Here is a 13,205-nt window from a genome sequence, read left to right as displayed (position 1 = left end):
GGGTAAGCTTTTCAATGAAAACTTTTACAGCTAAACCAGAAACCGTACAGCGTGACTGGTATGTTGTTGACGCAACTGGCAAAACCTTGGGTCGCCTCGCGACTGAACTGGCGCGCCGTCTGCGTGGTAAGCACAAAGCGGAATACACTCCGCACGTTGATACCGGTGATTACATCATCGTTCTGAACGCTGAGAAAGTTGCTGTAACCGGCAACAAGCGTACTGACAAGATTTATTATCACCACACTGGCCACATCGGTGGTATCAAGCAAGCGACCTTTGCAGAGATGATCGAGCGCCGTCCTGAGCGTGTGATTGAAATCGCGGTTAAAGGCATGCTGCCGAAAGGCCCGCTGGGTCGTGCTATGTACCGTAAACTGAAAGTTTACGCAGGCAACGAGCACACTCACGCGGCGCAGCAACCGCAAGTTCTTGACATTTAATCGGGATTATAGGCAATGGCTGAAACTCAAAACTACGGCACTGGTCGCCGCAAAAGCTCTGCCGCTCGCGTCTTCATCAAGCCGGGTAGCGGTAACATCGTAATTAACCAGCGCTCACTGGAGCAATACTTCGGTCGCGAGACTGCACGCATGGTCGTGCGTCAGCCGCTGGAGCTGGTTGATATGGTTGGTAAATTTGACCTGTACATCACTGTTAAAGGTGGTGGTATTTCTGGTCAGGCTGGTGCGATCCGTCACGGTATCACACGCGCTCTGATGGAATACGACGAGTCTCTGCGTCCTGAACTGCGTAAAGCGGGCTTCGTTACCCGTGACGCACGTGAAGTTGAACGTAAGAAAGTCGGCCTGCGTAAAGCACGTCGTCGTCCGCAGTTCTCTAAGCGTTAATTGTTGCTGCTTCGGCAGACACAATTTGCTCAAAAAACCCGCTTCGGCGGGTTTTTTATTGCTGCCATTCACGATTTTTCACGCTAAAAACGCGAGCTTTACCCGCATTTTGCCCGCAATTCATCATCCCCGCCCCACAAGCTGCTTAAAATCTGGTAAACTCACTGACACTTTGCGCCCGCAAGCCGGAGCGTTGTGCGTGTTATTCCTGTCGGGACGACGGGAAAGCGCCGCTGACGTTGGCTGTGTGCGAATCTGATGAGCAGGTGAGTCGCCGCGTGGTTGGCTATTCGCAGTATCTTTTTGTGAACAAACTTGGAGGTTTTCATGGCTGTCGCTGCCAACAAACGTTCGGTAATGACGCTGTTTTCCGGTCCGACTGACATCTTTAGCCACCAGGTACGTATCGTGCTGGCAGAAAAAGGCGTCAGCGTGGAGATCGAGCAGGTTGAAACGGATAACCTGCCGCAGGATCTGATTGACCTCAACCCGTATCGCACTGTACCAACGCTGGTTGACCGTGAACTGACGTTGTATGAATCACGCATCATCATGGAATATCTGGATGAGCGTTTTCCACATCCACCGCTGATGCCTGTTTACCCGGTTGCCCGTGGTGAGAGCCGCCTGATGATGCATCGCATCGAGCAGGACTGGTACACCCTGATGCGCGCTATCGAAACTGGTAACAACGCTGAAGCTGATGCCGCGCGCAAACAACTGCGTGAAGAGCTGCTGGCAATCGCGCCACTGTTCGCACGCACGCCGTTCTTTATGAGCGAAGAGTTTAGCCTGGTAGATTGCTACCTGGCACCGCTGCTGTGGCGTCTGCCGCAGATGGGCGTAGAACTGGTTGGCGCGGGTTCTAAAGAGCTGAAAGGCTACATGACACGCGTATTTGAACGTGACTCTTTCCTCGCTTCATTAACGGAAGCAGAACGTGAAATGCGCCTGCAAGCCCGGGGCTAATGTATGGAAATGTCGCAACTAACGGCTCGTCGTCCGTATCTGCTGCGCGCGTTCTATGACTGGTTGCTCGACAACCAGTTGACGCCGCATCTGGTGGTCGACATCAATCTGCCTGGTGTGCAGGTGCCGCTGGAGTATGCGCGTGATGGCCAGATCGTTCTGAACATTGCGCCACGCGCTGTCGGTAACCTCGACCTCGCCAACGACGAAGTGAGCTTCAATGCACGCTTCGGCGGCGTACCGCGCCAGGTTTCTGTGCCAATGGCGGCTGTTCTGGCCATTTACGCACGTGAAAACGGTGCAGGTACCATGTTCGAACCGGAACCGGCTTACGAGCTGGAAACCAACGAGCAGGAAGGTCAGGAAGAGACGATGATGTCTGTGATTGATGGCGATCGTCCCGACGATGCGGCTGATAACGATCACTCGCCTGATGATGAACCGCCACCGCGTGGTGGACGTCCTTCATTGCGCGTAGTGAAGTAAATCGCATGAAATAAAAAACGGGCCAATTGGCCCGTTTTTTTATGTCTGCAATGCTTAGTAGACGTCACGCAGGTAGCGTTTATCTTTCTTCAGCTGATCGATGTAAGCTGCCGCACGTTCGCTGGAAAGGCCACCGAACTGGCGCACTACTTCATACAGCGCAGCATCGACATCTTTCGCCATGCGCGAAGCATCGCCACACACGTAGAAATACGCGCCATCCTGCAGCCAGGCGTACAGCTCAGCGCCTTTTTCCAGCATACGGTTCTGCACGTAAATCTTCTCTTCCTGATCGCGTGAGAACGCCAGGTCGAGATGCGTTAACAGACCGCTTTGCTGCCAGCCGCTCATCTCATCTTCATAGATGTAGTCGTGTTCCTGATGCTGATCACCAAAGAACAACCAGTTTTTGCCTTCAGCACCGGTTGACTGACGCTCCTGCAGGAAAGCGCGGAACGGTGCAATACCGGTGCCAGGGCCAACCATGATCAGCGGCGCATTAGTGTTCGCCGGTACGCGGAACGCTTTGTTCGGCGAGATAAAGATTGCCGGCTTCTCACCACGACGCACGCGCTCAGCCAGATAGGTTGAACACACGCCTTTACGCTCACGGCCACCACTGTGGTAACGCACGGAAGCGATAGTCAGGTGCACCTGATTTGGATGCGCTTTCGAGCTGGAAGAGATGGAGTACGCACGGTGCTGCAACGGACGCAGCATCGCCACCAGTTCTGGCACAGACAGGTGGCGCTTCAGCTCCAGCTGCAGCAGGTCCAGCGTATCTTTGCCCCACAGCCAGTTGGCCAGGGTATCTTTGTCGTCATGCTGCAACACGTGCAGCAGTTCCTGATTACTGGTGTTCTGTCCAACCCACTCAATCAGTTTGCGCGATGGCTCAGAGATTTCGAACTGATAGGTCAGCAGGTCGCCGAGATTACGATCAAAGCCAGGAACCGGCGTTTCATAGTCGGCTTTCAGCTCGCTCAACAGCAGGCTAACCAGTTCAGCATCATTCACTGGAATCACGCCCAGGGCATCACCGGCTTCATATTTCAGGCCGCTGTCGGTGAGATCGAATTCAAAGTGGCGAATATCTTTCGCTGATGATTCGCCAGACAGACGCTTGTTGGTCGCCAAAGCAGCCGCGTAAGGGTTCTGTTTATTGCTACCTGGAATGACTGGTGCTTCTGGCGCGCTCTCTAATACCGTGCCGCTGCTGCCCGCACTGGCGGCAAACTGTGGCATTGCATCGCCAATCCATGCACTCGACGGCTCTTCGAAGTCGATGTCGCAGTCGATGCGGTCAAAGACGCGTTTAGCACCCAGTTGTTCCAGGCGCATATCGAAGAATTTACCAGCCTGGCAGAAGCCATCGTAGCCGGTATCGCCAATCGCCAGGATGGCAAAGTGCATCTGCTCAAGACGCGGCGCGGTGCTGGCAGAGAGTGCCTGCCAGAACAGCTGGGCGTTGTCCGGCATTTCGCCTTCGCCATAGGTTGAGGTGACAATCAACACGTGGCGCATGGTGGCGAACACGTCCAAATCCACTTCGCCCAATGCCTGAACCACCGGCACCAGGCCTTTGGCTCGAGCGGCTTTCGCGGCAGTTTGTGCCAGCGCTTCCGCATTGCCGGTTTGTGAACCGAACAGAATGTGCAACTGCGTGTTGGTGGCGCCACCGGCCGCAGGTGCCGTCTGCTTATCTTCTAATACCAACAGACGCGAGTGGAGACCGGCGAGAAAACCCGCCAGCCAGTATTTCTGTTCGCCGTTAAACGGCGCATCTTCAGGAATGTAAGGAATCTTCATGGATATCTGTACTCAAACCCGTCTCGTGATGTTCAGTCAATATACACACATTCATTGGTGCTGCTATCAGGAAAGTTTCCCGACAGCAGCGGCGATTTCTGGCAGCGCAGCGCGTGCAAACAGCTCTTCAAAATCAGGCAGATGACCCAGCACATCGCGGTTACGCGCATCCTGATAAATGATCCACCCGTAGGTTGCCAGGCTGTCCATGGAGCGAATGTTACGTTGCGTCAGCGCCGCTTTGTAATCGGACATACGTTTGGCCGCAATCAGACTCGCCAGTTCGTCATCGCTGTAGCTCTCAATCGCTGAGCGCGCATGGCGTTGCAGTTTGCTCACCAGCGCAAAATCTTCGGTCATCAGCAGGTTACGAACCGCTTTCTCGACCGCCGCATCTTCCACTGGCGTGCCTTTCGGCAGTTTGCCCAGCGCCAACTGCTGCGCGAAGCTCAGTACGGTGTAGTTGTTAAGCAATACGAACATCTCTGCCGTATCGGTCGCACCGTAAGCCGGTACTGCGCCATCCGCAATGGTTTTGCCTGTACGCCATGCCGCTTTGAACTTGGCAACCTGATGCGCAGCCAGTGACGTTGACAGCTCTTCCAGCAGATCCTTGCGCGATTTCGCTTTCAGGATCTCGCCGCCGTCTTGATACAGCAGCAGCGAACGCGGCATCACATAGACAAAGTGGTGGCACTCGGTTTCCCAATTTTCCAGCAGCCAGGCTGCACGAGGAGATTGCGTCGCGTCCAGATGCCAGTTAAGCATGGTCAGTACCGCTTGCTTGTGAACCTGCGCCAGTTCGTCTTCGTCAGCGATGGAACCGAACAGTACGGAGTCACCTGCCGCGTGTCCCGCTAATGCGCCGTACGGATCGTACTGGTAAGCAAAGCCACCGCTCATGCCGTTACCGAAGCCTTTACCAAAGGTGCCGAGGTTCAAAATCGCACCGTTGGTCATGTATTCGCAGCAGAAATCACCGACGCCTTCGACGACTGCGGTTGCACCAGAGTTACGTACCGCAAAACGGTCGCCCGCCTGGCCTTGTACGAACAAGCGGCCACCGGTCGCGCCGAACAGCGCGAAGTTACCGATCAGCACGTTGCCATCGCTGTCTTGCGCGCCGCCGCCTGGAGACATCACCACCAGCTCGCCACCGCACTGACCTTTACCCACGCCGTCATTACAGGTGCCGTAGTGCTTCATTTGCATACCATCGTTGCAGAAGGCACCAAATGACTGGCCGGCAGATCCGCTGGTGTGGATGTTCACGGTGCGCGGTGCCAGGTAGTGACGGCCACGATCGTCTTTGAACACCGCTGGCAGTGCAGCACGTTGTTCAGCAGACAGTTCATGATTCAGCATGCGCTCGATGTCGATGGCCAACTGGCCGCCAACACTCTTGTTACGGTTATTCAGGGTGATGCCTGCGCCGAGCGCGATATCGCGGCTCGCCTGGCCAATCAGCTGAGTTTTCAACTCTTCAACCCAGCCATCATCCAGCTCAAAATCTTTTTCCAGATAGACCGGCTTAGCGATCTTCTGCTCTGGCACCACGGTCAACATGGCACGCAGATCCAGTTTGCCCACTTCCAGCGGATGATCCATCAGGTGCAGCAGGTCAGAACGACCGCGCGCTTCGCGCAGTGAACGCAAGCCGAGGCGGGCGAGGAACTCACGCACTTCCTGCGCCACGTTAACGAAGTACTGCGCCAGCTGACGCGGATCGCCATCAAAAGCTTCGGCGTTGGTGGTTAAACCGGCCGGGCATTTGACGTTACAGTTTTTCGCCATCACGCATTTCAGCATCATCAGCGCGGTGGTGCCGAACTCGAAGCTATCGCCGCCGAGCAGGGCCGATTTGATCACATCGCTACCGGTTTGTTGTGCTCCGGAGCAACGCAATTGAACTTTGTCACGCAGGCCATTCGCGCACAGCGCCTGATGCACTTCTGCGATACCGATTTCAGCGACGCGGCCGGTATATTTCAGGCTGGTGACCGAGGCCGCACCGGTACCACCGGTATTACCTGCCACGTTAATCACGTCTGCGCCCGCTTTCGCCACGCCGACCGCGATGGTGCCGATACCTTCTGAAGACACCAGTTTGACGATGACGCGCACGCGCGCCGCTTTACAGTCGTGGATCAGCTGCGCCAAATCTTCGATGGAATAGGTGTCGTGGTGCGGCGGTGGTGAAACCAGCTCAACACCTGGCGTACCGCCACGCGCTGCAGCGATCTCCACGGTGACTTTCGGTGCTGGCAGCTGGCCGCCTTCACCCGGCTTCGCGCCCTGACCGATTTTGATCTCAAGCTCTTCCAGCATTGGGTCGGCCAGATAAGCCGCCCAGACGCCGAAACGACCTGACGCCAATTGCTTAATGCGTGACGCGCGGATGGTGCCGTGACGGGAATAGTGCTCGCCACCTTCACCACAGTTACTCATGCCGCCGACCATGTTGGTGCCGTGCGCCACGGCTTCGTGCGCAGGCGCGACCAATGCACCGTGGCTCATCGCGCCTGAGGCGAAGGTACGGGTGATTTCGTGTGCCGGTTGGATCTCTGCCAGCGGCAGCGAAGGCAGCGCGGTAAAGATCAGTGACAGGTAATCTGCCGCTTTACCGTAAGCGGTGATGTGCAATACACCGTCGGCTACGCTGCTGCTTTCGATGTCATCGTTGAAACGCGTTTTCAGGGCACGTGCCAGCGCTTCCAGACGTTCATTTTCTGGCTTCAATCCTGCGATAGAATCAATCAGGCGCAGTTCGAACTGATTCAGGCTGCCGTCCACTGCTTCACACTTCAGTCCACGCGTGGCAAAACCATTGTTGACCAGTGAGTAGCGACCCAGTTTGCGACCAAACTCCGCTTCGCTGTCGACATGGGTCAAATCGCACGGCAGCGCGAGGATGTCACGTAGTGCTGCTGGACGACGTTTGCGTTCCGCATGCATCAAGCTGGAGAATTGACGGTAATCCGGCGTGATCGCCAGTGAGTCAATCACCTCGTTCGGGATGCGCTCGAAGCTGCTGTCTTTGAAGGCCTCAGCTTTGATGTTGAAGGCATTATCCAGTTTGGCCAGCGTCATCAGGCGGATGAAGTTATCTTCTTCACGCGCTTTGTCAGCGAAGCGAATCGGCTGTTCCGTCATATCAATAAAGGTACGTACGGCGATGGTGCCGTAAGAGTGACCTGCGCCTTCCGCACGCTCTTTGAACAAGCCGAGCAGTGGCACTTCCGCCTCGCCCTGAATTTTCAGCGAGCTCTGATGCCAGTCTGCTGCCATCTGAGCGATAGCCGGGAAGCCTGCGCCGCCCACTGGGGTTTTGATATTCGGGAAGTACTTCTTCAATACCGGATCATCGGTATTCAGGAAGTTAGGTTCAAAGAACTCACCACAGCTGTAGCTCTCAACGGTACAGAGACCCACTTTACCCATGGTTTTCATCAAGGCTTTTTCGGCTGCTTTGGCATAGCGTTTGAAGGCTTTGTTACCTTCTTCACCTTCGCCATATTTCTCTTCAGCACGCATCTGCACGCCGAGCGGATAAACCGCGGACGCACCAAAGCCTAAAGTGGCTGCGATGTGGTGAGAGGAGATACTCTGTCCGCTTTCTACCACCAGAGAAACATCCAGACGCAGACCTTCCTGCACCAGACGCTGGTTAATGGCAGAAACCATCAGCAGCATTGGAATCGCCGCGTGAGTCGAAGAGATGTGGCGGTCAGTGATGACTGCGATGCCGCCTTGCTGGCGTGCGAAATCTACGACCTGCTGTGCCAGGTTATCGATGGCGTTTTCCAGCGCATTGGCGTTGGCCGCACGGCTGACGATATCTTTGCCCACGACTGGCTCATACAGCATTTCAAAGCGTGCATAAGGTGCGACGGTTTGCTCGCGCAGACGCAGCATGTCGAGGTGCGTCAGGATCGGCGTAGGCACGATAACCTGCTGACCTTTGCTACGGCCGAGATGCGGTTTCGCACCCAGCGCCACGCGCAGCGTCATACCGTCCGCTTCACGGATGGAGTCCAGTGGCGGGTTGGTAACCTGAGCAAAACGTTGTGAGAAGTAGTGCGCCATGCCGCCTTCGTGGTCGGACAGGCCATTGATGGCGTTGCCGTAACCCATCGCCGAGATCTTCTCAGCGCCGGTTTGCAGCATCGGGTCCATCATGAATTTGAAGCTTTCCTGGTTGTAGTAGTAAGCCACGAAACGTTGATAGGTTTGCAGATCACCACGATAACGCAGCGGAGAACCTAACTGTTCCGCCTGAATTTCAGGCAGATCGTGCAGGTCTACGCGTGCTGCGCTCAACAGTGAAAGGTAATCTTTCTCTGCGGCCAGTTTTTCCAGCGCTTCCACCGTGGTGTAAGAGCGTTTTTCTTTGTGATCGTAATAAAGCATGCCGCCTGCTTCGATGCGACCGCGGCGCAGTACGCTTTCCGGTGGGAAGGCGATCTGGCCGGCTTCTGACATCGCACCGATGTACTCAGCGGTTTCGACTGAACGCAATGGACGCAGGCCGAGGCGGTCAAGGCGCGCCCCGATCACTTCGCCATTACCGAAGATCAGTGCAGCCGGGCCATCATTCTTCTCTTCATAAAGGGAGAAGTACTCCAGCATCGCGCGCACTTCATTCGACAGCGAGGTATCGTTCTCCCATGCTGGCGGCATCATCGACACTACGGCATTAATCAGGTCGAGATTATCTTCCATCAAACGGCTATGGATGCTCTGGTCAAGACGCGAGCTATCGGACTGACCTTTTGGACGCACAATTTTCTTACCGCGCGCCAGCATCAGGGCAGCTTCTGCAATGCGGTTTTTACGGTCGGTGTTCAGCTCACCGTTGTGCGCCATCAGGCGGAACGGCTGCGCCATGGTGGTGTGCGGATCGGTGTTGGTCGAGAAGCGGGTATGGAAGAACAGCCCGCGCACCTGATGATCGGCATCGGTCAAATCTTTGAAGTACGGAATCACTTCATTGGAGTTCAGGCGTGCTTTAAACACCTGGGTGCGTGAAGAGAGCGACAGCGGATAGAGGCCGCCGAATTCGCTTTCAGTAAAGGCACGCGCTTCGATGTCCAGCAGCGCACGATAGATGTGGCGCTCGAACTCGAGTTGCTCTGTGACTTCCTGCGGTGCCGCAAAGATCCACTGCACAATCGGCAGCTGGAATTGCAGAGCGGCAGGGCGCGTCACGCTGCCGTCCAGCGGCATATCGCGCTTCATCAGCACAGGGAAGTTATGGGCAGCGAGGGTTTCTTCCACCAGACGCTCTGCGTTCGCACGCAGCTCGGCATCTTTCGGCACGAAGAAGTTACCGACGCCAAAGCGACCCGCTTCCAGCGGTTGGCCGGTGACTTTGCGGAAGAAGTTCAAAGAAAGGTCGACGTTGACACCTGCGCCATCGCCCACGCCCTCAGCAGACATCCCGCCACGGTGCGGTACCGTGCACAGTGCGCTATGCGCCATCTGCAGGATCTCATGGGTCTGCTCGCCGTCCTTACGGGTAATAAACCCGACACCACAGCTATCGCTTCCTGCTGATGGATCATACAAACCATATGGATGAGGTTTTTGAGTGGACATTGAGGGTCTCCTTAAACTGCTTTTGACATTACCTGCATTATTTCAAGCACAGAGCACTGCTGCGTGCTGTATCAAATTCGTTTTCGCCGCTTAAACGCGGACGTCGCAATACCGAGCAAAGGCTCTCAAGAGATTATGTTGTCGTCCTTGATGAGCTGCTCTTACTTCCGGTCTCTTACGGGAGATAACTTGCATCCAGAGGGAATTTCTTGCTGCATAGATATGCCGAGACACAGTCCCGACTGGAAAGCATCCAGCGGAATTCCAACTTATCGGGAAAGCGAACTCAGGTCAAATAGCCAGCTTTGATGCGGGTAATAGCCTTTTTAACGATTTAACTTAATGATTATGAACAATTTATTACGTAAATAAGTGTCAATCTGACGATTCTGATTCCCCTATGAAGTGTGAGCCGTCTCACTGTGAGGTGCGCCTCATATATATAAACAATGCTGAATAACTGCATGGCATCAGCATAAAATTCTGTTGGGGCGGTTTGACGCACAGGATGTATCTGTTTTTCTTATGGCGTCATATTTGAATCAAAATAGGTCTGTCATTAGTAAAATTAATCAGGGTGGGTGTGAGTAAAACAGCGCTAAAGTTGAATGAATATGCAATAACAAGACGCAACCATCAGATGGAATGGCTGCCGGGGGGCTGAATAGCACGGGATGTAACAAAAGGGTCGCAAAAGCGCGGCCCTCCAGATTATTCAGTTGGCAGATTTAGTCAAGCAATTTACGCATAACGACGCGAACATCGGCGAAATGGCGCTGCGATGCACCATAATGAGGCAAAATCAGCAGGCAATGACACGCTGAGTCGGCGCAGTGCCGAGATAATTACGCTATCATGAGCCAGATTTCGTTCAGGGAGCTCGTGATGAAACAGATTCGTCTTTTAGCGCAGTACTACGTTGATTTGATGGTCAAGCTGGGGCTGGTGCGTTTCTCGCTGCTGCTAGCCTCGGCATTGGTGGTGCTGGCGATGGTGGTGCAGATGGCGGTCACCATGGTGCTGCGTGGTCATGTCGAAAGCATCGACGTGGTGCGATCGGTGTTCTTTGGTCTGTTGATTACGCCCTGGGCCGTTTATTTTCTTTCGGTGGTGGTGGATCAGTTGGAAGAGTCGCGCCAGCGCCTGACGAAGTTGGTCGACAAGCTGGAAGAGATGCGCACGCGCGATCTGGAACTCAATCAGCAAATGAAAGAGACCATCGCTCAGCTGAATCAGGAAATTAACGACCGTATTAAAGCGGAGCAGGCGCGCGAGCAGGTGATGGATAAACTGCGCGAAGAGATGGCGCGTCGCGAACAGGCGCAGATCGAGCTGGAGCAGCAATCTTCTTTCTTACGTTCCTTCCTCGATGCCTCGCCGGATTTAGTGTTCTACCGCAATATCGACAAGCAGTTCTCCGGCTGTAACCGCGCGATGGAGTTACTGACCGGCATGAGCGAGAAGCAGCTGATTGGCCTGACGCCACGCGATATCTACGATGAAGATGCCGCCACCAAGGTGCTGGAGACCGATGAGAAGGTATTCCGCCATAATGTCTCCCTGACGTACGAACAGTGGCTGCAATACCCCGACGGGCGCAAAGCCTGCTTCGAAATCCGTAAAGTGCCGTATTACGACCGCGTGGGTAAACGCAGTGGCCTGATGGGCTTTGGTCGCGATATTACCGAGCGTAAGCGCTATCAGGACGCGCTGGAGAACGCCAGCCGTGAGAAGACCACCTTTATTTCTACTATCAGCCACGAGCTGCGTACGCCGCTGAATGGCATTGTCGGCCTGAGCCGCATTTTGCTGGATACCGATCTTAACCAGGAACAGCTGAAGTACCTTAAAACCATTCATGTCTCGGCCATCACCCTTGGCAACATCTTTAATGACGTGATTGAAGTGGACAAAATCGAGCGCCGCAAAGTGCAGCTGGATAATCAGCCGCTCGACTTCACCGGCTTCCTTGCCGATCTGGAAAACCTCTCCGGGTTACTGGCGCAACCAAAAGGGCTGAAGTTCGTGATGGCCCCAGAGCTACCGCTGCCGCATATCATCTCTGCTGACGGCACGCGCCTGCGTCAGATTTTGTGGAACCTGATCGGTAACGCGGTGAAATTCACCCAGCAGGGCGAAATTGTGGTGCGCGTTGCCTATCGCCAGGACGAAACATTGCGCTTTGAAGTGCAGGATTCTGGCATGGGGATTCCGCAGGAAGAGCAGGACAAGATCTTCGCGATGTATTACCAGGTGAAAGATCAGCACGGCGGCAAACCGGCTACCGGTACCGGTATTGGCCTGGCAGTTTCACGCCGCCTGGCACAGGCGATGGGCGGTGACATCAGCGTGAGCAGCGCGCCGGGGCAGGGCTCATGCTTTGTGGTTGAGATTAAAGCACCACGTGTGGCCGATGAAGTGGAAGACGAAGATCTCGACGACAGCATGCCGCTGCCGGCGCTGCACGTCTTGCTGGTCGAAGATATTGAACTCAACGTTATTGTTGCCAGTTCGGTTCTGGAGAAGCTCGGCTGCAGCGTGGAAGTGGCGATGACCGGCACTGAAGCACTGGCAATGTTCGATCCGCAGGAATTTGATCTGGTGCTGCTGGATATCCAATTGCCGGATATGACCGGACTGGATGTGTCGCGCGCCATTCATCAGCGCCATGCGGGCGTGGCACTACCGCCGCTGGTGGCACTGACCGCCAACGTGCTGAAGGATAAGAAAGAGTATCTCGATGCCGGTATGGATGATGTGCTGAGCAAGCCGCTGGCGGTGCCGGCACTAACCGCGATGATCAAAAAGTTCTGGGATTACCAGGGTGAACCGGTAGAGGAGGTTCAGGCCTCCTCAGACGAACACTCGCGCATGCTGCTCGATGTAGAGATGCTGGAACAGTATATCGAATTGGTCGGCCCAGGATTGATTACACAAAGCCTGACGATGTTTGAGCAGATGATGCCGGGCTATCTCGACGTACTGGATTCCAACATGATGGCGCGTGATCAAAAGGGTATCGCGGAAGAGGGGCATAAAATTAAAGGTGCGGCGGGCTCGGTGGGGCTGCTGCATCTGCAGAAACTGTCGAAACAGATCCAGTCGCCGGAATTGCCAGCATGGTGGGACAACGTGCAAGAGTGGATCGACGAACTAAAACATGAGTGGCGGCATGATGTTGATGTGTTGCGCGAGTGGGTAGCAGAGCGGGAAAAATCTTCGGATGCCAGAAAAAAATGACCCCAGTCGAAACTGGGGTGCGCGAATACTGCGCCAACACCAGGGAAATGGGTACTGCTGCTATCGTTAGAAGTCGAATAGATCAGCAACAGTTTGGTATTGGTTAACGCTTCGAAATCACCTTAACAAATTCGCCAACGCTTGTGACAAGATTCATTAAATTGTGTGATGTTGAGCAGCGATTAAATACAGAAAACATTAATTTGCTGACACAGTCAAGTAAGGAATTAATTTCTTTGCCGTATTGCACTA

7 protein-coding genes are annotated in these 13,205 nt (G+C 54.6%); 5 read left to right on the top strand and 2 right to left on the bottom strand.

Annotated elements, in window-relative coordinates:
* The first annotated feature begins 14 nt into the window (after positions 1–14).
* The 4 genes from rplM to sspB all read left to right on the top strand — a co-directional run bounded on the left by rplM (position 15) and on the right by sspB (position 2,306).
* Positions 15–443, top strand: a complete 429-nt coding sequence (rplM, locus tag LBW88_RS11250; protein ID WP_034826650.1) for a 50S ribosomal protein L13 — start codon at positions 15–17, stop codon at positions 441–443.
* Positions 444–458: 15 nt separating this feature from the next.
* Positions 459–851, top strand: coding sequence for a 30S ribosomal protein S9 (rpsI, locus tag LBW88_RS11245; protein ID WP_034826648.1), 393 nt, complete (start codon positions 459–461; stop codon positions 849–851).
* Positions 852–1,178: 327 nt separating this feature from the next.
* A complete protein-coding gene (gene sspA / locus LBW88_RS11240; protein ID WP_084934324.1) occupies positions 1,179–1,820 on the top strand; it encodes a stringent starvation protein SspA in 642 nt (213 codons plus the stop codon).
* A gap of 3 nt (positions 1,821–1,823) precedes the next feature.
* Complete coding sequence (gene sspB / locus LBW88_RS11235; RefSeq protein WP_100704396.1) at positions 1,824–2,306, top strand: ClpXP protease specificity-enhancing factor; 483 nt, start codon at positions 1,824–1,826, stop codon at positions 2,304–2,306.
* Between the two features lie 54 nt (positions 2,307–2,360).
* Here sspB and LBW88_RS11230 read toward each other — a convergent pair whose 3' ends face one another.
* A complete protein-coding gene (locus tag LBW88_RS11230; protein ID WP_224932296.1) occupies positions 2,361–4,115 on the bottom strand; it encodes a sulfite reductase subunit alpha in 1,755 nt (584 codons plus the stop codon).
* A gap of 66 nt (positions 4,116–4,181) precedes the next feature.
* A complete protein-coding gene (locus LBW88_RS11225; RefSeq protein ID WP_224932297.1) occupies positions 4,182–9,713 on the bottom strand; it encodes a glutamate synthase-related protein in 5,532 nt (1,843 codons plus the stop codon).
* Positions 9,714–10,598: 885 nt separating this feature from the next.
* Between LBW88_RS11225 and arcB the strand changes: the two genes are divergently transcribed.
* Positions 10,599–12,953: an aerobic respiration two-component sensor histidine kinase ArcB gene (gene arcB, locus LBW88_RS11220; protein WP_224932298.1), complete on the top strand. Its 2,355-nt coding sequence runs from the start codon at positions 10,599–10,601 to the stop codon at positions 12,951–12,953.
* The last annotated feature ends 252 nt before the right edge of the window (positions 12,954–13,205 follow it).

It is taken from the genome of Pantoea sp. alder81 (assembly GCF_020179835.1).
Taxonomy (GTDB): Bacteria; Pseudomonadota; Gammaproteobacteria; order Enterobacterales; family Enterobacteriaceae; genus Pantoea.
Note: the sequence above shows the minus strand (reverse complement) of the source record. Positions and strands in the feature narration are given on the sequence as shown.

Excerpts from the sequence above, each read along its gene's own strand:
- rpsI (WP_034826648.1), top strand. The coding sequence starts at position 459 with ATGGCTGAAACTCAAAACTACGGCACTGGTCGCCGCAAAAGCTCTGCC.
- LBW88_RS11225 (WP_224932297.1), bottom strand. The coding sequence starts at position 9,713 with ATGTCCACTCAAAAACCTCATCCATATGGTTTGTATGATCCATCAGCA.
- arcB (WP_224932298.1), top strand. The coding sequence starts at position 10,599 with ATGAAACAGATTCGTCTTTTAGCGCAGTACTACGTTGATTTGATGGTC.
- sspB (WP_100704396.1), top strand. The coding sequence starts at position 1,824 with ATGGAAATGTCGCAACTAACGGCTCGTCGTCCGTATCTGCTGCGCGCG.
- rplM (WP_034826650.1), top strand. The coding sequence starts at position 15 with ATGAAAACTTTTACAGCTAAACCAGAAACCGTACAGCGTGACTGGTAT.
- LBW88_RS11230 (WP_224932296.1), bottom strand. The coding sequence starts at position 4,115 with ATGAAGATTCCTTACATTCCTGAAGATGCGCCGTTTAACGGCGAACAG.
- sspA (WP_084934324.1), top strand. The coding sequence starts at position 1,179 with ATGGCTGTCGCTGCCAACAAACGTTCGGTAATGACGCTGTTTTCCGGT.